Source organism: Streptomyces sp. NPDC057616, assembly GCF_042800575.1.
In the GTDB taxonomy this organism is placed as follows: Bacteria; Actinomycetota; Actinomycetes; order Streptomycetales; family Streptomycetaceae; genus Streptomyces.
The window spans coordinates 125,747-147,557 of the sequence record NZ_JBHVGU010000001.1 but is presented as its reverse complement, the minus strand read 5'-3'; the positions used below and the strand labels follow the sequence as shown (position 1 = coordinate 147,557).

The following is a 21,811-nucleotide window of genomic DNA, read 5'->3' as shown; positions in this document are numbered from 1 at the left end:
GAGCAGTCGTCATTCGAATGGGCCGGGCTGTCCGCCCGTCAGGACGCCCCCAGCCCCTTCAGCAGCGTGTCGACCACCACGTCCGCCGCCTGGCCCGCGGTCAGTTCGGGGAGCTGGCGGTTGACCAGGTGCATGAGTTGGGGCATGAGGGCGGCGGCCCAGCCTTCGGGGAGGTTGGGGCGGAGCAGGCCCTCGTCGGTGGCGCGTCGGAGGAAGACGTCGACCTCGTGGACGGAGGCGTCGCGGCGGGCGCGGACGTCGTCGTCGGCGAGCATGCGGGTCAGGTCGACCGGCCAGGTGCGGTTCACCGTGATGATGTTCTCGACGTAGCGGTGCAGGGCCACGGCGACGGGTGCCTCGCGCAGCCGTGCGTCCTCGATGGCGTGCTCGATGGCCGTGAGGCGGGATTCGTAGATGGCCGCCAGCAGGTCTTCGCGGGAGGCGAAGCGGCGGTAGACGGTACGCCGGTCGACGCCAGCCTCGGCGGCGATGCTCGCGATGCTGGCGCCGGGGTCGGCGGCGAGCATGCGGGCTCCGGTGGTCAGGACGGCTTCCAGGTTGCGCGCTGCGTCGGCTCTCACCGCACTGATTCTAGTGGCCGAATGTGAAGTCTGAGACATCTAGCGTCTCTGGGGAGTAGAGCCATGGGTAATAAGTGCTACAGTTAAGTGACAGATAAAGGCCTTAGTGCCAGGGCTGTGGGGTTGTCGCTCCGTGGTCGCCGGCGCGACGGCCATGTGTGGTGCGTCGTCCATCGCTCGCATGTATCGCGTCCAGAAAGGCACGTTCCTATGTCGAAGCAACGCAAGTCCTCCTCACCCAGGAAGGGCGGTGTCGCCGCTGCGATGAGTGCGCTGGTCCTGGCGGTGCTGCTCGCGGCCCTGGATCAGACGATCGTCTCGACCGCGCTGCCGCGGATAGCGCAGGACCTGAACGGGTTCGACGACATCGCGTGGGTCAGCGCCGCGTACCTGCTCGCCTCGACCGCGGTGACCCCGCTGTGGGGCAAGCTCGGCGACATGTTCGGCCGTAAGCGGCTGTATCTCGCCTCGACCTCGGTCTTCCTGGCCGCCTCGGTGGCCTGCGGCCTGGCGCGGAACCTGCCCGAGCTGATCGGGGCCCGCGTACTGCAGGGCGTGGGGGGCGGCGGCATGATCGTGCTGACCTTCGCCCTCGTCGGCGACATCGTCGCGCCGAGCGAACGCGGCCGCTATCAGGGCATGTTCGGCTCGGTCTACGGCGTCGCCAGCATCGTCGGCCCCCTGCTGGGCGGTATCTTCACCGACCAGTTGTCCTGGCGGTGGGCGTTCCTGATCAACCTGCCGGTCGGCATCGTCGCCCTGGCCATCGCCGCTCGCGCGCTGCCCGCGGCCACCAGGGGCGCGAAGGCCCGGATCGACTGCCTCGGGTCGCTGATCCTGGCCTCCATCGCCACCGGACTGGTCCTGATCACGTCCTTCGGCGAGCGCTGGGGCTGGGGCTCGCCGGCAATCGTCGGGCTCGTCGTCGCCACGGTGGCCTTGGCCGTGGTGCTGGTGCCGGTCGAGCGGCGCGCCGCCGCCCCGGTGCTGCCGCCGGCCATGTTCGCCTCGCGGACCGTCGTCTTCTCCTCGCTGATCGGGTTCTTCGCCAACGCCGCGATGTTCGCCGTGCTGGTGTACCTGCCGACGTATCTCCAGATCGTCCACGGGATCTCGGCCACGCTGTCGGGCGTCCACATGCTGCCCCTGGTCGCCGGTCTGGTCGTCAGCCAGTCCCTGGCCGGACGCTGGGCCGCCCACGTCGAACGCCTGCGGGTGATCCTCCTCGCGGGCCTGCTCGCCAACCTCGCCGGGCTGCTCCTGCTGGGCACCATCGGCGCGGCCACCAACGGCCTCGTGCTCAGCGTCTACTTCCTGATCACCGGCGTCGGTATCGGCATGGTGCCCATGGTCGTGCTGACCACCGTCCAGAACAGCGTGCCCGCCGCCGATCTCGGCGCCGCGAGCGCCGTGGTCACCTTCGCCCGTTCGATCGGCGCGGCCTTCGGTGTCGCCGTCTTCGGCACCCTCCTCAACGCGGGATTCGCCGACCGCACCCGCGGTCTGCCGACCGGCGGCGGCTTCGACGCCGCTCGTCCCGACACCGTCGGGCGGCTGCCCGGCGCCCTGCGCGACACCGCTCTGGACGCCTTCGCCCACGCCACGGCCATGGGTTATCTGTGGATTGCCCCGACCCTCGCCGTCGGCACCCTTCTCGCGCTGTTCCTCCGGAAGCCGGCCCGCCGGACGGAGGGGGAGGGCAAGGACAGCGGCAACGGCAAGGACGGCGGCCAGGCCAACGGCCAGGGCAAGGCCGAGGCCGAGGCCGGTTCTACGGCGTCGGTGAGTGCCGATGACGTTGTTCCGGCCGCGTGATGCACCGGACCCGAACGCCGCGACCGGCATGCATCCCCATTCGGGTGCCGGCCGGTCGCGGCGTTCGGCATGCGGTTCTACGGCGGCCCGCGGTCAGCGCACCGTCGCGTGCGCGGCCCGCTCGATCACGCCGGCCACCAGGTGGGGGTGCGAGACGGCGACCGAGTGGGAGGCGGCGACCTCGGTGGTGTGGGCGTGGGCGCGCTCGGCCATGAAGTGCTGGACGGCGGGCGGGATGTTGAGGTCCTGGGTGGTGACGACGTCCCAGCTGGGCTTGGTCTTCCAGGCCGCGGTGGTGGCCTTCTCCTCCAGGGCGGACTGGGCGATGGGGCGCTGCTCGGCGGCCATCAGGGCGGCCTGCCCCGCGGGCACGTCCGCGGCGAACTGGTGGTGGAACTTGGCCTGTTGGATGTACAGGTCGGTGGCGGTGGAGCCGTCCGGCTGCCGGTACGTCACCGGGTCGAGCACGTCGGGGAGCGTGGAGCCCGGGTACTTGCTGGTCAGCTCCAGCGCGCTCTCGCCAGGCGCGGGCAGGAAGGCCGCGACGTAGACCAGGGCCTTGACCTCGGTGTCGTCGGTGGCCGCCTGGCTGATGACGCTGCCGCCGTAGGAGTGGCCCACGAGGATCTTGGGGCCCTTGACGTGGTCGAGGACCGTGCGCAGGGCGGCGGCGTCGGAGGCCGGGCCGCGCAGCGGGTTGGCGGCGGCGACGACCGGGTAGCCGTCGGCGCGCAGGTCGTCGATGACGCCGTTCCAGCTGGAGGCGTCGGCGAAGGCGCCGTGCTCCAGGATGATCGTGGGCTTGGTACGGGCGGCGGTGTCCGCAGCCTCGGCGATCTTCGTCGCGCCGTCGGCGGTGCCGCTGAGGGCGAACGCCCCGAGCGCCAGCCCCGCCGTGACCGCCGGGACGGCGCCCGTCACCAGCCGCTTGCGGCCACCCTTGATGCTCATCACGACAAACCCCTCTCCAGCGTTCTGTCCATGTCCGTGTACGGGCGGTCGCGCCGGGCTCACCGATCCGACCGGCGTCACGGTCCTTACAGGTGGTCGGCGTCAACCACCGCCTGGGCGAAGGTGGTTGGCGCTTCCTGCGGAAGGTTGTGGCCGATGTTCGCGATGGTGCGGTGCTCATAGGCGCCGGTGAAGTGGTCGCGGTAGGTGGAGCCGTCGCCGGGCGGGGTGAAGGGGTCCAGGGCCGGGTCGAGGGTGATCGTGGGGACGGCGATGGGAGGCTGGGCCGCGAGCAGCTTCTCGTAGCGGTCGTAGCGGCGTTCGCCTTCGATCAGGCCGATGCGCCAGCGGTAGTTGAAGAGGACGATGGCGGCGTAGTCGGGGTTCTTGAAGGCCTCGGCGGTGCGCGCGAAGGTGGCGTCGTCGAAGTTCCAGTTGGGGGAGACGAGCGTCCATACGTAGCGGCACAGCGCGATGCGCTGATCCTCGTTCTCCATGGCCTTCTTGCCGCGGTCCGTGGCGAAGTACCACTGGTACCACCAGTTGTGCTCCACGGCCGGGAGGGCCGGTTCGAGCTGCGCGCTGACCTTGGTGATGACGTAACCGCTCGTGGAGACAAGGGACTTGACCCGATCCGGCCACAGCGCGGCGATGATGTCGGCGGTGCGTGAGCCCCAGTCGAACCCGGCGAGGACGGACTTCTCGATCTTGAGGGCGTCCATCAGGGCGATGATGTCCAGCGCGACGGCGGACTGTTCGGCGGTACGGGGGGTGTGGCGGGACAGGAAGCGGGTGCTGCCGTGGCCGCGCAGGTACGGGACGATGACGCGGTAGCCCAGGTCGGCGAGGAGCGGGGCGACGTCGACATAGCTGTGGATGTCGTACGGCCAGCCGTGCAGGAGGAGGACGACCGGGCCGTGGGCGGGGCCGGCCTCGGCGTAACCGATGTCCAGCAGACCCGCCTTGACCTGCTTGATCGTGCGGAACTCGGTGTGGGTGCCAGGAGTGATGGTCGGCACGGTGATTCCGGAGGTGCTGCCCTGTCCCTGCCCGCCGGCGCGTGCGGAATTCCCGGTGGACGCCGAACCCCCGGCGGGCGCGGCGGATGCGCCGGACTGCAGGCCGGACAGCGAGACCGCGGCCGCGCCGGTGCCCAGACCGACGGCCTTGCTGAAGGTGCGCCTGTTGATCATGAGAAGCCTTCCGTCATGCGATTCCGGTGACCCGGAGCCCTGGCTCGATGACCTTCGCACAGCGTGCGTCACCTGTCAAAGAGGTGACGCATGGCGGTGGCGCGTGTCGCCCGTGGGGGAGAGGGTGCGGGCGCCGATGCCCTGCAGATACATGTCGACCGCCATGTCGGCCGCCCGTCCGGGGCTCAGGTGTGCCTGCTGGTGCGATGCGAGCCTCACCAGTTGTGCCAGCAGTACGCCGGCCCATCCCTCGGGGAGGTCGGGCCGCAACAGGCCGTCGTCGGTGGCGCGTTGGAGGAAGACGTCGACCTCGTGGACGGAGGCGTCGCGGCGGGCGCGGACGTCGTCGTCGGCGAGCATGCGGGTCAGGTCGACCGGCCAGGTGCGGTTCACCGTGATGATGTTCTCGACGTAGCGGTGCAGGGCCACGGCGACGGGTGCCTCGCGCAGCCGTGCGTCCTCGATGGCGTGCTCGACGGCCGCCAGACGGGACTCGTAGATGCCGTCCAGGAGCTCCTCGCGGGAGCGGAAGCGGCGGTAGACCGTACGCCGGTCGACGCCCGCCTCGGCGGCGATGCTCGCGATGCTGGCGCCGGGGTCGGCGGCGAGCATGCGGGCTCCGGTGGTCAGGACGGCTTCCAGATTGCGCGCTGCGTCGGCTCTCACTCCGTAAAGGTACCTCCCGCGTAGAGGAACAGATGGTTGGCAGCTCTGTGGTGTGCAGCTAGCCCAATAGAAGTGCTACATTAATGTGACAGTTGATTGACGGTGTGGGTAGACCCCACCCGAAGCACCGGAGGAGAACGCACGTGATCACCTACGACCGGCTCTTCATCGCAGGCTCCTGGGTCAAGCCGAGCAACCCCGAGCTGCTCGACATCGCCTCACCGCACGACCGGACCGTGGTCGGCCGTGCCGCGCAGGCGCAGCCCGCGGACGTCGACCGGGCACTCGCCGCGGCGCGGGCGTCCTTCGAAGCGGGCGAGTGGCGGCAGACTCCACCGGCCCAACGAATCGCGCTGCTACGGCAGTTCAATGCGCTCCGCGAGGAGAACGCGGAGAAGATCGCACACCTGATCTCGCTGGAGAACGGCTCGGCCGGCTGGTTCACCCGCGCCGGACAGTCCGGCCTCACACGGCAGGCGAACGCCTACCTCAAGGCGGCGGAGGAGTTCGGCTGGGAGGAGACCCTCGTGCCCTCCGACCCCGCGTCCCCGGTGCGCAGCGTCGTGCGCCGCGAGGCGGTCGGTGTCGTGGCCGCGGTGATCCCGTGGAACTCGCCCTTCTCCTCGGCCACTTCGAAGATCATCCCTGCCCTGCTCGCCGGCAACTCCGTGGTTCTGAAGGTGTCTCCGGAGAACTCGCTGAGCATGGGCTTCCTGGCCGAGCTGCTGGAGCGGGTGGGGCTGCCCGAGGGCGTGATCAGCGTTCTGCCCGCGGACCGGGAGACCAGTGAGTACCTGGTGTCGCACCGGGAGGTCGACAAGATCGCCTTCACCGGCTCGACGCGCGCCGGCCGCCGTATCGCCGCGATCGCGGGTGAGCAACTCAAGCGGGTGAGCCTGGAGTTGGGCGGCAAGTCCGCCGCGATCATCCTCCCCGACGCGGACATCGAGAAGGCCGTCGCGGGCGTGAGGTTCGGCTCCCTGCTCAACAACGGCGAGTCCTGCATCGCCCAGACCCGGATCCTGGCCCCGCGCAGCCGCTACGAGGAGGTCGTGGCCGGACTGAAGGACCTGGTGGAGTCGCTGAAGGTCGGCGACCCGAACGACCCCGACACCTTCATCGGTCCGATGATCCGCCCCGACCAGCAGGAGCGGGTGCGCGGTTACATCCGGCTCGGCATCGATGAGGGTGCGCGCCTGGTCACCGGCGGCCCGCAGATCCCGGAGGGCCTGGAGGGCGGCAACTACGTCACGCCCACCGTCTTCGCCGACGTCGACAACTCCATGCGGATCGCCCAGGAGGAGGTCTTCGGGCCGGTCCTGGTGGTCATCGCCTACGACGACGAGGACGACGCCGTACGTATCGCCAACGACTCCGAGTACGGCCTCTCCGGCGGCGTCTGGTCCTCCGACGAGGCGCACGCGCTGGCCGTCGCCCGCCGCGTCCGCACCGGCACCATCACCGTCAACGGCGCGTCCGTCGCCTTCGACGGCCCGTTCGGCGGCTTCAAGGCGAGCGGCATCGGGCGCGAGTACGGGGCGGTCGGGCTCGGGACCTACACCGAGTACAAGACGATCACCGTCTGACGGCGGGCGAACCGTCCACCCGGCCGGCCGGCCGAGTGGCGTCACTGGCTTGACCGGTGACGAAATTTGCTGCCATGATGACGTCACCGCCTGAACAGGTGACGCATGAAGCGTCATGGTGCACAGGCGTGTGAAGACTTTCCACGTCACGTCCGATCAGCCGGGAGGCCAGTCATGGCAGTCAGCTACACCGCCGTTGTCGACGTCGAGGGGGAGGGCCGGAACGGCGGGCACGTCCGTTCCGCCGACGGTCTGCTGGAGACCGGCCTCGCCCTCCCCAAGGAACTCGGCGGCGCAGGCACCGCCACCAACCCCGAGCAGCTCTTCGCCGCCGGCTGGGCCGCCTGTTTCCTCGGCGCCCTCCGCCGCGCCGCCACCGTCCGCAGGATCCGGCTCACCAGCACCGACATCACGGCCGAGATCACGCTCACCCACGGCGACGACGACGAGTTCACCCTCTCCGCGGTCCTCAACCCCGTACTGGGCGGTGTCGACCAGGCGACCGCCGAGGAGCTGGCGCAGGCCGCCCATCAGATCTGCCCGTACTCCAAGGCCACGCGCGGCAACATCCCGGTCACCATCAACGTGAGCGTCGCGAGCATCGCCGCCGTCTGAGCCGAAGAAGGAGGGGTGGGGGAGGGCAGGTCATGGTCGCCATCACGTACGCGCGCGTGCGGGCCGGTGCGCGTCGTCGCCCGGGTCTTGAGCGGGTCTCCGGCGGGCGGCCGTCCCGGGGCGCGGCGAGGGCCGACGGGCGGGACTGGCCTGCAGGCGCAGAGGTGTGGAACTGGGCGGAGGGCGCGGCCGCGTTCGGCGGCGGACCCGCTGCTTCGAGCTTCCTGCGACCTGGCCGCGGCCCCGGCCGCTGAAAGCCGGTCCCGGCGTGGCGGCGAGGCCTTCCCCGCCGCGCCGGGACCATCAGAATTTCGAGCGTGCTGTCAGGGTCGGGTGCGTGCCCCCACACGACGGCGCCCGAGGTCGGCGTTCAGCGTGACGCTGCCGCGGGTGCCGTCTTCTTGCGTGCGCGGTACGCCGCCGCCTTGATCTTGTTGCCGCAGGACTCCATGCCGCACCACTGGCGCCGCATGCCCCGGGAACGGTCGATGTAGACCCGGGTGCACTCGGGGTTGCCGCACTCCTTCAGCAGGGGCACGTCCGGGCCGCTGAGCAGTTCGACGGCCTGGCGGGCGACCGTGGCCAGGGCCTGCTCGGGGGTCGCCTCGGTGTGCCGGCCGCCGAGCGTCAGCTGCGGTGTCGCGGGCGTCTTGCGCGCGGCGGCGTTGAGCACGGCCAGCGCCTCGCGGTTGAACTCCTCGCCGAGGCGGCGGTCGGTGACGAGGTGGTAGATGGCCTCGCGGACCGTCGTCGCCTCCCGGACGTCGTCCTCCCCGGCGGGCGTGATCGTGTCCACCAGGCCGGACTCCAGGTACCAGGCGTTGAGCCGCTCCGGCGTCGCGAACATCTCGAACCGGGTCGAGCGCCGGGCGCGGAGGGTGGCCGCGAAGTCGAGGGCCGGGTTTCCGCATACGAAGACATGGTCAAGGTTCACATCACCATCTTGAGGGGTGACTGGCGGGCAATGCAAGACTCGTCACCGCTTCAAGCGGTACTCACGTCTTGGCCTGGGGCGATGCCGTGTTCTCGCGCTACGCCACCAGCCTGATCTCGCGACCTTGCCACCTCCTCCGCAGCCAGCGGTCATGGCTCGCGACCACGATCGCGCCCGGGCCGGAGCCCAGCGCCTCCTCCAGTTCGTCGCACAGGCGCGGGGAGAGGTGGTTGGTCGGCTCGTCGAGCAGCAGGAGGTGAGCCGGGCGGGCCACGAGCAGGGCCAGCGCCAGTCGTCGGCGCTGGCCCACGGACAGGTGTCCCACCGGTTTGTCCAGGTCGGCCTCGTGCAACAGGCCGAGCGAGCCGAGCGGCACCTTCTCCGCCCGGGCCGGGCCCAGCGCCAGCTCGTACGTGTCCCGGACCGTACGCTCGCCCCGCTCGAACACCGTGTCCTGGGCCAGCAGCCCCACCGTCAGGCCGCGGTGCCGCCGCACCTCGCCCTCGGCCGGCAGAACCCCGGCGAGGACCGCGAGCAGTGTCGACTTTCCTGTCCCGTTGCCGCCGGTGACCAGCAGCCGGTCCGCCGCCGACACCTTCAGGTCGTCCAACGCGAGCCGCCCCGGCACTCGCACGTCCCGCAGCGACACCAGCGGCTGCGCATGCTCGTCGCCGTGGTCGGCCGTCTCTCCCGTGCTGTGGGCGGCCGGCTCTCCGGTCGCCGCGAACCGCAGCGGGCGCGGCGGCTCGGCGACCTGGACGCGCTCGAGCTCCTCCAGGCGCCGGGTGGCGTTGCGGACCCGCCGGGAGATCTGCTGCTGCACGCGTCCGCCCCGGTGGCCGTAGCCCATCTTCTCGTTGTCGCTACGGCCCCGGTTCGGCGCGACCCGGTGCGCCGTGACGCCCGCGGACTGCCGCAGCGCCGCCAGTTCCTCCTGCTCCTCGGCGTACCGCCGCTCCCAGCGCTCCCGCTCGGCGCGCTTCTGCGTCAGGTAGGCGCTGTAGTTGCCGCCGTACCGGACCGGGCCGTCCACCGCGGGGTCGAGGTCGATCAGATCGGTGCACACGGCGTCCAGGAACGCCCGGTCGTGGCCGGCGACCACCACCGTTCCGGGCAGGGCGCGCAGCTGCTCCTCCACGAATGCGGCGGCGCCGTCGTCGAGGTGGTTGGTCGGCTCGTCGAGCAGCAGCGCCGACGGGCGCCGTAGGAGCAGCGCGGCCAGGGCCAGCCGGCCGCGCTGACCGCCGGAGAGCGAACCGAGCGTGCGGTCGTGCCCGAACGCGCCGAGCCCGAGGCCGTCCAGGACCAGGGCCGCGCGACGGTCGGCGTCCCAGGACTCGCGGTCCTGGGCCTGCTCCAGGCGCCTGCCGTAGGCGTCGAGAAGAGCCTGCTGGCCGGGGTCGTCCGCCGGGACACGCGAGAGTTCCTCGCCGAGGCGGTCCAGCTCCGCGAGGTCCTCCCGGGCCTCACGCAGTGCCTCGTCCAGTACGGCGGCGATGGTCGCGTCGGTGTCGTACGGCATCTCCTGGTGGAGGAAGCCGAGGTCGGGCGGGCGGGTGATGCTTCCGGCGTCGGGGTCGTCCACGCCTGCCAGCACGCGCAGCAGGGTGGACTTGCCGACGCCGTTCTCCCCGATCAGGCCGATGCGGTGGCCCGGGGAGGCGGTGAGGGAGATGCCGTCGAGGATACGGCGGCCGCCCAGGTTGCGGACGAGGTCGTGGGCGAGGAGGGCGGGCTGGGGGAGGGCCGGTTCGGGCAGGGAGGGCTGGGTCACGGGAAACCGTCCAACGTGGTCGGTGATCAGTGATCGGTGATCGGTGATCGGTGATCGGTGGCGGGCCCGCCGGGCACGGAGCCTCGGACGCGGGCCACTCCGCGCGCCGGCGACTTACACCACCGGCGCTCCCGTCTCCTCCAACTCACCCTCCGCCAACCGCACCCACCGGCTCACCCCGATCTCCGCGAGGAACCGCTCGTCGTGGCTGACCACCATGAACGCGCCCCGGTAGGAGTTGAGCGCGCTCTCCAACTGGCCCGCGCTGACCAGGTCGAGGTTGTTCGTCGGTTCGTCGAGCAGCAGCAGATGGGGAGCCGGTTCGGCGCACAGCACGCAGGCCAGGGTGGCGCGCAGCCGCTCGCCGCCGGAGAGCACCCGGACCGGCAGATGGGCCCGCGCACCCCGGAAGAGGAAACGGGCCAGCAGGTTCATCCGCTCCGCCTCGGGCCGCTCGGGAGCGAACGAGGCGAAGTTCTCCGCCACCGTGCGGTCCAGATCCAGCAGGTCCAGGCGCTGCGAGAGGTAGGCGATGCGACCGTCGTTGCGCCGGATCTCCCCACTGTCCGCGGCCAGTTCACCGGTGATCAGCCGCAACAAGGTGCTCTTGCCGGCGCCGTTGGGACCGGTCAGTGCGATGCGCTCAGGCCCCCGGATGCTCAACTCGACACCACCCGGGGCGAACACGTCCGTCTGCGCGAGGCGGACCTGCATGTTCTGCCCGAGGAAGAGCGTGCGCCCGGCGGGGACCTGGGTGTCCGGCAGGTCCAGCGTGATGCGCTGCTCGTCGCGCAAGGCCCGCCCGGCCTCGTCGAGACGCGCCTTCGCCTCGCCGACCCGGGCCGCGTGCGTCTGGCCGGTCCGGCCGGCCGATTCCTGCGCGCCGCGCTTCATGTTGCCGGCGAAGATGCGCGGCAGACCGGCGTTCTTGAGGTTGCGGGCGGCGTTGCTCGCACGGCGCTCGGCGCGCTCGCGGGCCTGCTGCATCTCCCGCCTCTCGCGCTTGAGTTCCTGCTCGGCGTTGCGGACGTTCTTCTCCGCGACCTCCTGCTCGGCACGCACGGCCTCTTCGTAGGTGGTGAAGTTGCCGCCGTAGAAACGGAGTTCGTCACTGTTCAGCTCGGCGATGCGGTCCATGCGGTCGAGCAGGGCGCGGTCGTGGCTGACCAGGAGCAGGCAGCCGGTGAAGTCCGACAGGACGTCGTAGAGCTTGTGGCGGGCCTGGAGGTCGAGGTTGTTGGTGGGCTCGTCGAGCAGGAGGACGTCGGGGCGACGTAGCAACTGGGCGGCCAGGCCCAGCGATACGACCTGTCCGCCGCTGAGGGTGCTCAGGCCGCGGTCCAGGGTGAGATCGGCCAGGCCCAGACGGTCGAGCTGGGCGCGGGTGCGCTCCTCGATGTCCCAGTCGTCCCCGATGGTCGTGAAGTGCTCCTCGCCGACATCCCCCGACTCGACGGCGTCCAGGGCGCGGATCACCTCGGCGACGCCGAGCACCTCGGCGACCGTGAGATCGCTGGTCAGGGGAAGGCTCTGGGGGAGGTGTCCCAGGGTGCCACTCACGGTCAACGAGCCGGTGGTGGGCTGGAGTTCACCGGCGATCAGCTTGAGCAGGGTGCTCTTGCCGGAGCCGTTGGGGGCGACCAGGCCGGTGCGGCCGGCGAGCAGGGCGAAGGACAGGTCGTGGAAGACCGGGGTGTCGTCGGGCCAGGCGAAAGACAGGCTCGAGCAGACGACGGACGCGGCGTCGGACATGGAGATGACCTCGAACGGGTTGAGGGCAGAGCGCAGACCTCTGCCCCGGGCAGACGTGGGAAAAGGGGTACGACGAAACGGACCACCTCGGCGGCGGCGCACTGAAGCGCCGGCCGGTGGCCGTCAGACCCGGGTCTCACCCCGAGATGTCGTCGTCACCCGCCACGTCTGTGACTCCTCGTCCTCGGCTCGATACGTGGTCGACGTCGATACACGATCAACGCCGCCGACAGCGTAACCCAGCCCCCGCCCCGGTTGACAGCTCGAAGGAAGGCATGTCAATGTCGTCACCAGTTAAGCCGGTGACGTCGATCCCGACGGCGCAGCGGTGGCGGCAGTGATGGTGAACGGTGACGGCGGCGGTGGCGTTTGCCGCATCCGTCCGTATAAGAAGGGGGGAGCGTCCGTCATGGCGAAAAAGCCCAGGCAGAGAGTCGAAGGTGCGCCCGTGGGGCGCCGTGCGGTGCTGGGCATGCTCGGTGTGGGTGCCGCGGGGCTCGCCACCGCGCCGTATCTCCAGCGCGGCTGGGAGGGATTCCTCGGGGCCGCCTCGCAGTTCGACGTCACCGGCCTGACCGGTTTGCTACCCAATCCGGGCGGCTTCCGGTACTACAGCGTCGTCGGCTCGGTGCCGCACAAGGACGCGACGAACTACGAGCTCAGGGTCGGCGGACTGGTGGACCGGCCGAAGACCTACACGCTCGACGACCTGCGCGCGCTGCCGCAGACCCGGATCGTCCACGACGTGCTCTGCACGGACGGCTGGCGTGTGAACAAGACGCCGTTCGAGGGGGTCAGGCTGGCGGACCTCCTCGACGCCGCCGGAGTGCGCGCACCGGGGGCGGCCGTCCGCTTCACCTGCTTCGACGGCGCCTACACCGAGAGCCTCACCCTGGAGCAGGCGCGCCGCTCCGACGTCCTCGTGGCCCTGAACATGCAGGACAAGCCCATCACCCACGCCCACGGCGGCCCCGTCCGCCTCTACGTGGCACCCATGTACTTCTACAAGTCGGCCAAGTGGCTGTCCGGCATCTCGGTCACCGACACGGTCGTCCCCGGCTACTGGGAGGAGCGCGGATATGCGGTCGACGGCTGGCTCGACGGCGCCGACCGGCACGACGCCGCGGCCTGAATCCCAACTCGACGGCCGGGTACGCCGTTTCAGCACCGCCGAGCGTATGGTCCACCGGGTCACCGGCTACCTGATGCTCGTCTGCCTGGCCTCCGCCGCCTGCCTCTACCTCGGACCACTGGCCCAACTCGTCGGACGCCGGCACCTGTTGGTCACGCTCCACGAATGGACGGGCATCACGCTTCCGCTGCCCTTCCTGCTCGGGCTCCTTTCCGCCGAGTTCCGCGCCGACCTGCGCCGGCTGAACCGCTTCGCCGTCTACGACCGCCAGTGGCTGCGCGCGGTCCGCAGGCGCCGCACCGCGCCCGAGGCCCGCCCGGCCGGCAAGTTCAACGCGGGCCAGAAGCTCTACGCGGGCTGGCTCGCCGGCGCCGTGCTGGTGATGGCGTTCACCGGCCTGCTGATGTGGTTCACGGGCCTGCTGCCCTTCATCTCCCGCACCAGCGCGATCTTCATCCACGACCTCCTGGCCTGGGCCATCACGTTCGTCATTCTCGGCCACATGCGCAGGGCGTTCGCCGACCCGGAAGCGCGCCTCGGCATGCGTACCGGCCACGTCAGCCGGGCCTGGGCGGAACGCCATCACTCGCGCTGGCTCCGCGAAGGGCCCCCGAGCGGCGCCGCCCGCGCAGCGGACGGCAGCCGCCCGGGCGCCTGAACCACCCGCCATTCCTCACCCACTTCCCGGATGGAAAGCAATGAGACGACTCCTGCCTGTCCTCGCGGCCGCGGCCGCGGTGCCGCTCGCCGCGGCCGTCTACCTCCCGACCGCCTCGGCGGCGCCGCGGAGCGCCGACTCCTCGACGCAGCCATGCCGTTCGGTCTCGGTGAAAGCCCCCGCCGGCACGAAGGTCGAGGGCGTGACCGCGGTCGCCCATGCGGCAGGCACGGTGGACGTGCCCCCGGTCACTCCGCTGCCCGAGCAGCACATCCCCGACGTACCGGCGTTCTGCGACCTGACGGTGACACTGACCCACCCCGGCCAGGGCGACCACGCCAAGGTGCGCGTCTGGCTCCCCCTGAACACCTGGAACGGCCGCCTGCAGACGATCGGCGGCCAGGCCTACGCCGCCGGCGACTACGGGGCGGGCCTCGCCGCCGCGGTCAAGAACGGGTACGCCGCCGCGACCACCGACGCGGGCGTCAGCACGTACATCGACACCAACTGGGCCCTGGACGGCAAGAACCAGGTCGACACGACCCTGCTGAAGAACTTCGCGAGCCGCTCCGAGCACGAGGCCGCCGTCGTCGCCAAGGAGGTCATCGACGGCTTCTACGGCAAGCCCGCCTCCTACGCCTACTTCAACGGCTGCTCCACCGGCGGACGCCAGGGCTACATGGAGGCCCAGCGCCACCCCGACGACTACGACGGCATCCTCGCCAACGCGCCTGCGATCAACTGGGACGAGTTCGAAGTGGCCACCCTGTGGCCGCAGGTGGTCATGAACAACGAGAAGACGTACCCGACCGACTGCGAGTTCGCCGCCTTCACCGGCGCCGCCGTCAAGGCATGCGACTCCCTCGACGGCGTCCAGGACGGCCTGGTCGACGACCCGCAGCGATGCGACTTCGACCCGCGGCGGCTGATCGGCACGCAAGTGGACTGCAAGGGTGTGGAGTTGACCATCACGGCGTCCGACGCCGCCGTCGTACGCAAGATCTGGGACGGCCCGCGCGCCGCGTCCGGCAAGCGGCTGTGGTCCGGGGTCCCGGTCGGAGCCGACCTGTCGGCCCTGGCGGGCATCACTCCGCCGGACGCCGACGGGAAGGTGGCGGGAGCGCCGTTCCCGGTGCCGGCCGCCTGGGTCACCCAGTGGGTGGCGAAGGACCCGTCCCTCGACCTCTCGAAGATCACCTACGGCAAGTTCACCCGTCTGTTCCAGCAGTCCGAGGCGGCGTACGACAAGGTCATCGGCACCGACGACCCCGACCTGTCCGCCTTCCGCAACTCCGGCGGCAAGCTGCTGACTTGGCACGGCCAGGCAGACCAGTACATCCCCACGCAGGGCACGGTGCGGTACCGGCAGCAGGTCGAGCGCAAGCTGGGCGGCGCCCACCGGGTCGACGACTTCTACCGCCTCTTCCTCGCCCCGGGCACACCCCACTGCGGCCTGAACCAGGGCCACGGCACGACGGACGACCTCGCCGCCCTGACCGCGTGGGTCGAACACGGCAAGGCGCCTGCGACCCTGCCCGCCACTCTGATCAACGCGGAGGGCGAACAGGTCACCCGCAATCTGTGCAGCTACCCGGCCAAGTTCTGCGCACAGCACGCTGATTGATCCATAGGATCGTGGATCAGCGGCCTGACCAGCCGCTCTGTCGTCACGAGAAACTGGGGGACCGCATGGGACGAATGGGCTGGGGCATTCCGGTAACCCTCACCCTCCTCGTGTTGACCGGCTGCACCAGCGCGAGGTCCGATGGCGGTCACGCCTCCGTGGGCAGGACGCCTGTCGAGACGACCTCGTCGGGACATCCCTCCGCCGCTGCATCTCGCGCCGCCGCCGAACCTCAGCATGCACCCGAACTGCTGGACGCGCAGCGAACGTTCGTCGCAGCCGGCGGGCAGACCGGATCGCACTCGTTCTCGCCCATTTCCCATATTCGGCGAGGCACGCTGGAAGTGGCGGTGGTCTGTTCGGGCTCCGGGACGGTCGACGTCAATGTCGGTTCGCTGGTGAGCTACACCGCCGTCTGCGCACCAGGTGACCCCGGGCAGTACGACGAGGTGGGTCTCAGCCGGGGCCACGAGGACGTCGCCGTATCGGTGACGAGCAAGACCAGCGGATCCTGGGCGCTGTCGGTGGGGTGGACCGAAAACGTCACCCCCCGTGGCTAGGCCCACTTCATTCGTGGCGGCCCGCCGGCTTTCTCCGGTGGGCCGCTTCGGGTTTGCCGGTGCTCCGGTCATCGGCCAGTACCGTGCGATGCGGAACGGGGAGGGGGTTGGGCTGGTGCGCCCCGAACACCTTCGTCGCACCGGTCCTGGGACTGCCCAGACTGCCCTTCATCGCCTGGATCGATGACGAGATCAGCCTGGGCGACCGGCCCGCGTTGGCCGCCCGTGACATGACTGGCTCGCGCGCGTGGAGCATGCCGAAGGGGCCGGCAGCTTTCGCTGTCGGCCCCTCATGGTGTGTCCACTGCCCAACCGATGACGGCCCCGCGGATCGGAGCCCGCGCACGTGTCACTTCGCCCGCAGCGGGCCCGCGAAGGACTTGCGCAGGGAGGACGGTGCGGCGAGGGGGAGCAGGGAGGCGAGCATCTTGCCCTTGAGGGTGCTCGGCTGCCGCGTCAGTTCGACCTCGACCTTCGTGCCGTCGCCCTCCGGCGTCATGCGGAAGACCCAGCCGCCGCCCGCCCCGAAGAGCTTGGAGTCGAGGGTGGTGACGGTGACCGTGTCACCGTTCGGGTCCCACTCGTAGCGCGCCCGCTCCCACGCCGCGGCGGTCCCCTCGGTGACCTCGGCCCACGTGGCACCCAGCTCGTGGACCTCGAAGTGCTCGGCGTCGATCGTGGGCCAGGCCGCGGCGCGCGCGGGGCTGAAGTCGGTCAGGACCTCCAGCACGTCCTTCTGGCTGAGCCGGGAGACGAGTTCGAACCGTACGACTGTCATGGGGTGTCCTCACCGAAACGTAACCGCTCTGACTGGTGACGCAAGATTCTCAAGGAGTTACGTCACCTGTCAAGACGGTTATTCGGGAGAGGTTGGGGGTGGGCGGATTCCGATCACTCGATACCAAGGGGGCCGATGCCGAGGTCCTCACGCATGGCGGAACGCATCTGAGCCATGGCGGCTCGCCGCCTCGTTATCAGCTGCGCTTCCTCGGCGGAGCCGACCGCCGCTCCTCGGGCGTAGGCGTCTCGTATTGCGCGCAGGCAATGGAACGCCTCGTTCCCCGCCGCCACGACCTGTGGCGGGCCCACGAGCCAGAGGCGTTCACTGGCGGTATGGAGGCCGTTGCCGCGGACGGCTTCCCTCACGGCCGCACCGCGCGCCGCCTCCGACAGATGATCGCCCAGGGCGACGGCACGCATCTCCTCACCGGCGTCCTTGAGGGCGGAGACGAAGGCCGTGTAGGCCTCGCGCCGTACTTCCAGGGCGTGTCTGCTCTCCTCCCGCCGCCACCGGTTGCGATCGGCGAGCAGAGTGGCCGCGATGCCGATGACGGCACCAGCCAGCGTCGAGAGCAATGGCATCCAGTCCATGTGCCGCAGCTTGTCCCAAGGGGTGCACCGGCACCAGTGACTCTGGCCGCGGGCGCGCACATCCGGCGCCTGTCGAGGGGGCGGCCCCGAGCGCGTAGTTGCTCCACGCTCGGGGCCGATCAGCACATCACGGACACCACGGCATCTGCCGTAGTCGAAGACCTCAGGACGAGTTCGCGCTCGACGGGCCGAAGAACTCGATCTCCGCGATGGCCACCTGCTTCTTCGCCGACGTGCCGCTGGCCGACTCGATGGTGAAGCGGACCGAGCTGACCGTGCCGACGCGGAAGGGGATGCGCTGGCCGCCGGCGCCCGGGTCGAGGGTGACCTGGCGCTTGGTGGTCTTGCCGTTGGAGAGGGTGATGAGGGCCTCGAGGCGGTGCGGGCGGGCCGACTGCGAGATCTGGTCGGGGCGCGTGGAGACGCCCGGGGTGATGATCAGGTCCAGCAGGCGCGTCGGTACGTCGAACTTGGCCTGCAGCCACTGACCCTCGCCCGTCTCCGAGACGCCCGGGCCCCACCAGGTGTTGTTGAGCTTGTCGCCCGCCAGGTCCGGCTTGTGGCCCGGGTAGGAGCGTGACGCGCTCCAGGTGTCCGGCTCGACCGCGGCCCGCTTGGAGAAGTGGTCCTTCGTCGCCTGGACGCCCTTGGGGATGTTGAAGCCGAGCACGATCAGGAGCGTCAGGACGATCGCCGCGCCCAGCCAGGTCAGTACGCGATCGAACGTGCGGCGCAGGCGCGGACGGTCGCCGGCCCACGGCGTCTCACGGCTACCGGCGCCGAACAGCCGTCGCCACCAAGGCAGTCGGCCCGGCGTCTGCGCCTCGCCCGCCATCGGCATCGCGCACCGCGTGCAGAAGTGGCGGTCGGGGCGGTTGCGGGTGGAGCACCAGGGGCACGGGATGCCGCCGTTGGCTCCCAGCTCCTCGCCGGGGGCCCGGACCGTCTGCGGGCGCTGGGGCGCCGGGCGGCCGGGCAGCACCGGCGCCACGGACGGCTCCGCCGCCGGGCGCGGCTCCGGATCGGCCACCGGTACGAGCAGCTGACGGGCACGGTCCGTCATGCCGTCGGGGGTGGAGGACGGCGGCGGGGGTGTGGTGCCCGCGTCCGGGCCCACGGGCTGGGCGGGGGCGGGTGCCGGAGCAGGGGTCGGAGACGCGGTCGGCAGCGGAGTCGTCGTCGCCACGGCGGGGACCGGCTCCGTGGGAGCCGTGTCATCCGTCGGCGGGGTCTGGGGCCGCGCGGGTGCGCTCGGCGGTGCCGCCTCGGCGCGCGGCGTCGGCGTGGAGGCGGGCGCCGCCGATGCCGTACGGGCGCCGCTCGGTCCTGGTGCGGACGCCGTGGACGGGGCGGGCGCAGCCGTCGTGGCCGTCAGCGCCGCCGCCCCCTCCGCATCACTCCGGGCCGTCCCGCCGGAAGCCGAAGCCGAAGCCGGGGTCGAAGACGAACCCGACGTCGAAGCCGACGCCGAGCCGCCGGAGGCCGCGGCCGCCGCCCGGTCCGTCCAGCTCAGCACCGCCCCGCAGGCGTCGCAGAACGACTGGCCCGGTTCCGCGCGGGTGCCGCAGTCGGCGCAGTTGTGGGTGGTCGTCATGAGGACGATGTCCTTTCGGCGGGGGCGGCGGTCAACTCGACCGTGTAGGGCATGTGGGCGGGGCGGGCGGCTGCCACGAGGGTGTCCAGGCGGTGGTGGTCCGCCGGGGTCGGGCTGGGCAGCCGGAGGCGGACGTGGAGTCGGGGGCGGCGGGCGCCGGGGACCGGGCCCAGCGGGCGGGCGCTCCAGTCCGCCGCGCCGCTCTCCGTGATCTCCGGTTCGACGCCGAAGGCCAGACGCACCGCCTCCGACAGGCCACGCCTGGTGCCCCGGATGCGATGCAGGTACGCCGCTGCCGCGACCGCGGCCCGCAGCAGCGGCTCCGGTTCGCTGCCGTCCGTCTCCGCGCCCACCCAACTGCCCAGCCAGTGGGCGAAGTCGACCGGGGTCAGGGACGGGCGGAAGTACGTGTCCAGGCAGTCGAGGACGTTGTGGATCGGCGCGACCACCTCGTCCAGGCCGGCCACGAAGCGCTGGGCCAGGTCGTCGTCCGCGAACACCGCCGGCAGCATCAGGCCGATCGGCGCGGACGATTCGAGGCCGTCGATGGAACCCCTCATCCGCGGGCCCCCTCACCGTCTCCGATGACCCGGACGCGGTGGTCGAACGAGAACACCAGCGACGGCGGCGACAGGTCGATCCGGTCCGTGGCCTCACCGCGCTTGCCGGTCAGCGGGTCGGCCGGGTGCAGGACCACCTCGTCGACCAGCTCCACGCCCGGTACGCGCTGCAGCACCGCGAAGACCTCGCCCGACTGGACCGGACGGCCGAACGGCCAGCCCTTGCCGTTCGCGCCACCCGTCAGCGGGTCGAGGTGGCGGTACAGGGCGTCGTGCGCGTCGCGCCGCACCTTGTCCGTGTCCACCCCGCGGAACGCGTGCACCGTCGCCACGACCGTCACACCCTGGTAGAACGGTGGCCCCACCGCCAACCGTGTGCCGATCAGCCGCCTTTCGTCCAGGTGGCGGGTGATGCGTTCCAACAGCGCGTCACCCGGCACCAGTTGCTCGAAGCGCAGCCGTCCGCCCGGGTCCGGCACCGCCTGCGGGACCACCAACACCCGTACCGCGTAGGCTCCGTGCTCGCTCTCCTCGCCCTCCAGGCAGGTGATGCGGGCGGTCTCGGGCGCGGCGCGGCGCGCCAGCTCCTCGTAGTCCCGCAGGGTCACCGCACGCTCCTGGGCGCGCAGGGTGATCGGGGCGCGGACCTTGGCCTCCTCGACCGTCTCGCCGTCCACGCCGCCGCGCGCGGCCTCGCGGTTGACGACCTCGGAGACGTACGGGATGGAGGTGCGCAGGATCTGGACGGCGCCGCGCGCCACGTTGCCGGCCCGGCCACCGCCCGTGCGGTAGCGGCGGGCGCGGATCACGGAGCCCTTCGGGGCGACCATGCCGTACTGGCGCAGGGTGCCGTCCGCCTCCCGGACCGCCGGGCCGAAGGCGATCTCGCCGGAGGTGGCGTCGACCGTGATGTGGCGGTCGAGGGGGCCCGAGGCGGCGAAGTGCGGCACCACCTCCCAGTCCTCCCAGCCGTCGTGCTCGGCGGTCTGCAGCAGCACCGGCGGGTCGTCGCCGACCACGGGCGCGTGCGCGAGGCGGAGCCGCTGTCCGGGCAGGCCCGTCGACTCGCCGAGCGCCTCGTCGTGGACCGCTTCGGCGTGCACCGCGGGGGTGGTGCCGCCCATGGTGAAGGCCTCGGCGGCGCGGATGGTCGGCGAGGTGGTGTAGAAGGGCTGGTGGGGCAGGGGGTCGGTGACCCGGCAGCGGATCCAGCCCGCCTCCTGGCCGGCGTTGCGGGACAGCACGTGGCCGCCGGGGATGTGCAGGATCACCTCGCCCGGCCGGTTGAGGCCGCCGGTGCCGTCCCGCTCGACCTCGCAGGTCTGCCAGCCGTCCGCGGTCCACGCCTCCCACACCAGCGGGGGCTGGCGCGGGTCCACGCCGACGCCGTCGACCCGGCTGTCCAGGTCCAGCGCGACCGCGCAGTGCGGCACCGCGTTGGTCAGCCCGAGCAGCATGCAGTCGCCGGGGTCGGGGGACTCCGAGAAGCACAGGACGTCCTTCTCGCCCTCGGCGAGGTCGGGGGTCCGGTCGGCCGCCGGCTCACCCTTGTGCTGCACCAGCAGATGACCCAGCTCGCACGGTACGACGCTCAGTTCGCGCTCGGTGGCGAAGACGACCGCCTCCTCGCTCTCGGTGCGCATGGTGGCCACCTCCGTGCCCACCGGCACGGCGATCGCCTCCTCCTGGGGCGCCGAGAGCCAGAACGTCACGTCCGTACGGGCCGCCGACGGCGGGAAGAGCGTGATGCCGACCAGGTCCAGGAAGGCCAGATGGTTCTTCTCCGGCACCCGGTTGAGCCGGTAGACGATCTGGTCCGCCATGTGGGCCACCGTCTCGACCAGGGTGACGCCGGGGTCGGAGACGTTGTGGTCGGTCCACTCCGGGGCGCGCTGCTGGATGTAGCGCTTGGCGTCGTCCACGAACTGCTGGAAACGGCGGTCGTCGAGGTTGGGGGAGGGCAGGGCCATCAGCGGTCGCTTTCAGGAGCCGAACCGGCGGTGCCGGCCGCACCGGGGCTGTCCGGCTCGTCGTGGGACGGAATGACGTAGAACGGGAAGACGAGGCTGCGCGGGTTGTTGGTGCCGCGGATCGAGTAGCGGACGTCGATGAACAGCACGCTCTGGTCGCCGCCGGCCGTCACCTCGACCTCCTCGACCTCGATGCGCGGCTCCCAGCGATCCAGGCTGACCAGCACCTCGTGCTGGATGCGGCCCGCGGTCTGCTCGTTGACCGGCGCGAAGACGAGGTCGTGGATCGCGCAGCCGAAGTCGGGACGCATCGGCCGCTCGCCCGGCGAGGTCGACAGGACCAACCGGATCGCCTCCTCGATCTCCCGCTCCCCGCTGACCAGCGCGATCCCGCCGGTCGGCCCGATGCGCAGCGGGAACGACCAGCCGGACCCGACGAACTGCTCGGCCATCAGCAACCCACCTGCCCACCACG

20 protein-coding genes are annotated in these 21,811 nt (G+C 71.2%); 7 read left to right on the top strand and 13 right to left on the bottom strand.

Going from position 1 to position 21,811, the window contains the following annotated elements; all coding sequences use genetic code 11:
• Positions 1-38: 38 nt before the first annotated feature.
• Positions 39-527 carry a TetR/AcrR family transcriptional regulator gene (locus tag ACFU97_RS00665; RefSeq protein WP_384249474.1) on the bottom strand — a complete coding sequence of 163 codons (489 nt, stop codon included), beginning with the start codon at positions 525-527 and terminating at the stop codon, positions 39-41.
• Positions 528-791: 264 nt separating this feature from the next.
• Here ACFU97_RS00665 and ACFU97_RS00660 point away from each other — a divergent pair, with 264 nt between their 5' ends.
• On the top strand, positions 792-2,396 hold the full coding sequence (locus ACFU97_RS00660; protein WP_384248926.1) for an MDR family MFS transporter: 1,605 nt from the start codon (positions 792-794) through the stop codon (positions 2,394-2,396).
• A 93-nt stretch (positions 2,397-2,489) separates the two neighbouring features.
• On the opposite strand, the gene ACFU97_RS00655 is transcribed toward ACFU97_RS00660, so the two are convergent.
• The 3 genes from ACFU97_RS00655 to ACFU97_RS00645 all read right to left on the bottom strand — a co-directional run bounded on the left by ACFU97_RS00655 (position 2,490) and on the right by ACFU97_RS00645 (position 5,152).
• Positions 2,490-3,347: an alpha/beta fold hydrolase gene (locus ACFU97_RS00655; protein ID WP_384248923.1), complete on the bottom strand. Its 858-nt coding sequence runs from the start codon at positions 3,345-3,347 to the stop codon at positions 2,490-2,492.
• 86 nt (positions 3,348-3,433) lie between these two features.
• Positions 3,434-4,540 (bottom strand): alpha/beta fold hydrolase, encoded by a 1,107-nt coding sequence (locus tag ACFU97_RS00650; protein WP_384248920.1) that lies wholly within the window; start codon positions 4,538-4,540, stop codon positions 3,434-3,436.
• A gap of 75 nt (positions 4,541-4,615) precedes the next feature.
• The gene (locus ACFU97_RS00645) at positions 4,616-5,152 is read right to left on the bottom strand and encodes a TetR/AcrR family transcriptional regulator (protein WP_384249471.1); all 537 of its coding nucleotides are present in this window, start codon (positions 5,150-5,152) and stop codon (positions 4,616-4,618) included.
• A gap of 197 nt (positions 5,153-5,349) precedes the next feature.
• Here ACFU97_RS00645 and ACFU97_RS00640 point away from each other — a divergent pair, with 197 nt between their 5' ends.
• Both ACFU97_RS00640 and ACFU97_RS00635 read left to right on the top strand, forming a co-directional pair.
• Complete coding sequence (locus ACFU97_RS00640; RefSeq protein WP_384248917.1) at positions 5,350-6,792, top strand: aldehyde dehydrogenase; 1,443 nt, start codon at positions 5,350-5,352, stop codon at positions 6,790-6,792.
• Positions 6,793-6,966: 174 nt separating this feature from the next.
• The gene (locus ACFU97_RS00635; protein WP_384248914.1) at positions 6,967-7,407 is read left to right on the top strand and encodes an organic hydroperoxide resistance protein; all 441 of its coding nucleotides are present in this window, start codon (positions 6,967-6,969) and stop codon (positions 7,405-7,407) included.
• Positions 7,408-7,777: 370 nt separating this feature from the next.
• On the opposite strand, the gene ACFU97_RS00630 is transcribed toward ACFU97_RS00635, so the two are convergent.
• The 3 genes from ACFU97_RS00630 to abc-f form a co-directional block, all read right to left on the bottom strand.
• Positions 7,778-8,341 carry a CGNR zinc finger domain-containing protein gene (locus ACFU97_RS00630; RefSeq protein WP_384248911.1) on the bottom strand — a complete coding sequence of 188 codons (564 nt, stop codon included), beginning with the start codon at positions 8,339-8,341 and terminating at the stop codon, positions 7,778-7,780.
• Between the two features lie 97 nt (positions 8,342-8,438).
• Positions 8,439-10,115: an ABC-F family ATP-binding cassette domain-containing protein gene (locus ACFU97_RS00625; RefSeq protein ID WP_384248908.1), complete on the bottom strand. Its 1,677-nt coding sequence runs from the start codon at positions 10,113-10,115 to the stop codon at positions 8,439-8,441.
• Between the two features lie 114 nt (positions 10,116-10,229).
• Complete coding sequence (abc-f, locus tag ACFU97_RS00620; RefSeq protein WP_384248906.1) at positions 10,230-11,867, bottom strand: ribosomal protection-like ABC-F family protein; 1,638 nt, start codon at positions 11,865-11,867, stop codon at positions 10,230-10,232.
• 409 nt (positions 11,868-12,276) lie between these two features.
• On the opposite strand from abc-f, the gene ACFU97_RS00615 reads away from it, so the two are divergent.
• The 4 genes from ACFU97_RS00615 (at position 12,277) to ACFU97_RS00600 (ending at position 15,841) form a co-directional block, all read left to right on the top strand.
• Positions 12,277-12,999, top strand: a complete 723-nt coding sequence (locus ACFU97_RS00615) for a molybdopterin-dependent oxidoreductase (RefSeq protein WP_384248904.1) — start codon at positions 12,277-12,279, stop codon at positions 12,997-12,999.
• On the top strand, positions 12,947-13,657 hold the full coding sequence (locus ACFU97_RS00610) for a cytochrome b/b6 domain-containing protein (RefSeq protein WP_384248901.1): 711 nt from the start codon (positions 12,947-12,949) through the stop codon (positions 13,655-13,657). Before ACFU97_RS00615 ends, ACFU97_RS00610 begins: the two co-directional genes overlap by 53 nt.
• A gap of 40 nt (positions 13,658-13,697) precedes the next feature.
• Positions 13,698-15,281 (top strand): tannase/feruloyl esterase family alpha/beta hydrolase, encoded by a 1,584-nt coding sequence (locus tag ACFU97_RS00605; protein WP_384248899.1) that lies wholly within the window; start codon positions 13,698-13,700, stop codon positions 15,279-15,281.
• Between the two features lie 65 nt (positions 15,282-15,346).
• Positions 15,347-15,841: a hypothetical protein gene (locus ACFU97_RS00600; protein ID WP_384248896.1), complete on the top strand. Its 495-nt coding sequence runs from the start codon at positions 15,347-15,349 to the stop codon at positions 15,839-15,841.
• Between the two features lie 349 nt (positions 15,842-16,190).
• Here ACFU97_RS00600 and ACFU97_RS00595 read toward each other — a convergent pair whose 3' ends face one another.
• From ACFU97_RS00595 to ACFU97_RS00570, 6 genes are all read right to left on the bottom strand, one after another.
• On the bottom strand, positions 16,191-16,619 hold the full coding sequence (locus ACFU97_RS00595; RefSeq protein WP_384248894.1) for a hypothetical protein: 429 nt from the start codon (positions 16,617-16,619) through the stop codon (positions 16,191-16,193).
• A 113-nt stretch (positions 16,620-16,732) separates the two neighbouring features.
• The gene (locus tag ACFU97_RS00590; protein WP_384248892.1) at positions 16,733-17,212 is read right to left on the bottom strand and encodes a hypothetical protein; all 480 of its coding nucleotides are present in this window, start codon (positions 17,210-17,212) and stop codon (positions 16,733-16,735) included.
• A gap of 163 nt (positions 17,213-17,375) precedes the next feature.
• Complete coding sequence (locus ACFU97_RS00585; protein WP_384248889.1) at positions 17,376-18,806, bottom strand: NADase-type glycan-binding domain-containing protein; 1,431 nt, start codon at positions 18,804-18,806, stop codon at positions 17,376-17,378.
• Entirely contained in the window at positions 18,803-19,366 is a 564-nt protein-coding gene (locus tag ACFU97_RS00580) for a phage tail protein (protein ID WP_384248887.1), read from the bottom strand. Before ACFU97_RS00580 ends, ACFU97_RS00585 begins: the two co-directional genes overlap by 4 nt.
• A complete protein-coding gene (locus ACFU97_RS00575; RefSeq protein ID WP_384248885.1) occupies positions 19,363-21,336 on the bottom strand; it encodes a putative baseplate assembly protein in 1,974 nt (657 codons plus the stop codon). The genes ACFU97_RS00580 and ACFU97_RS00575 overlap by 4 nt, the downstream gene beginning before the upstream one ends.
• Positions 21,336-21,788 carry a GPW/gp25 family protein gene (locus ACFU97_RS00570; protein ID WP_384248882.1) on the bottom strand — a complete coding sequence of 151 codons (453 nt, stop codon included), beginning with the start codon at positions 21,786-21,788 and terminating at the stop codon, positions 21,336-21,338. Before ACFU97_RS00570 ends, ACFU97_RS00575 begins: the two co-directional genes overlap by 1 nt.
• Positions 21,789-21,811: the final 23 nt, after the last annotated feature.

Excerpts from the sequence above, each read along its gene's own strand:
- ACFU97_RS00605 (WP_384248899.1), top strand. The coding sequence starts at position 13,698 with ATGAGACGACTCCTGCCTGTCCTCGCGGCCGCGGCCGCGGTGCCGCTC.
- abc-f (WP_384248906.1), bottom strand. The coding sequence starts at position 11,867 with ATGTCCGACGCCGCGTCCGTCGTCTGCTCGAGCCTGTCTTTCGCCTGG.
- ACFU97_RS00650 (WP_384248920.1), bottom strand. The coding sequence starts at position 4,540 with ATGATCAACAGGCGCACCTTCAGCAAGGCCGTCGGTCTGGGCACCGGC.
- ACFU97_RS00655 (WP_384248923.1), bottom strand. The coding sequence starts at position 3,347 with ATGAGCATCAAGGGTGGCCGCAAGCGGCTGGTGACGGGCGCCGTCCCG.
- ACFU97_RS00660 (WP_384248926.1), top strand. The coding sequence starts at position 792 with ATGTCGAAGCAACGCAAGTCCTCCTCACCCAGGAAGGGCGGTGTCGCC.
- ACFU97_RS00615 (WP_384248904.1), top strand. The coding sequence starts at position 12,277 with ATGGCGAAAAAGCCCAGGCAGAGAGTCGAAGGTGCGCCCGTGGGGCGC.
- ACFU97_RS00575 (WP_384248885.1), bottom strand. The coding sequence starts at position 21,336 with ATGGCCCTGCCCTCCCCCAACCTCGACGACCGCCGTTTCCAGCAGTTC.
- ACFU97_RS00590 (WP_384248892.1), bottom strand. The coding sequence starts at position 17,212 with ATGGACTGGATGCCATTGCTCTCGACGCTGGCTGGTGCCGTCATCGGC.
- ACFU97_RS00610 (WP_384248901.1), top strand. The coding sequence starts at position 12,947 with ATGCGGTCGACGGCTGGCTCGACGGCGCCGACCGGCACGACGCCGCGG.
- ACFU97_RS00645 (WP_384249471.1), bottom strand. The coding sequence starts at position 5,152 with ATGCTCGCCGCCGACCCCGGCGCCAGCATCGCGAGCATCGCCGCCGAG.
- ACFU97_RS00570 (WP_384248882.1), bottom strand. The coding sequence starts at position 21,788 with ATGGCCGAGCAGTTCGTCGGGTCCGGCTGGTCGTTCCCGCTGCGCATC.
- ACFU97_RS00585 (WP_384248889.1), bottom strand. The coding sequence starts at position 18,806 with ATGACGACCACCCACAACTGCGCCGACTGCGGCACCCGCGCGGAACCG.
- ACFU97_RS00665 (WP_384249474.1), bottom strand. The coding sequence starts at position 527 with ATGCTCGCCGCCGACCCCGGCGCCAGCATCGCGAGCATCGCCGCCGAG.
- ACFU97_RS00635 (WP_384248914.1), top strand. The coding sequence starts at position 6,967 with ATGGCAGTCAGCTACACCGCCGTTGTCGACGTCGAGGGGGAGGGCCGG.
- ACFU97_RS00580 (WP_384248887.1), bottom strand. The coding sequence starts at position 19,366 with ATGAGGGGTTCCATCGACGGCCTCGAATCGTCCGCGCCGATCGGCCTG.
- ACFU97_RS00595 (WP_384248894.1), bottom strand. The coding sequence starts at position 16,619 with ATGACAGTCGTACGGTTCGAACTCGTCTCCCGGCTCAGCCAGAAGGAC.
- ACFU97_RS00600 (WP_384248896.1), top strand. The coding sequence starts at position 15,347 with ATGGGACGAATGGGCTGGGGCATTCCGGTAACCCTCACCCTCCTCGTG.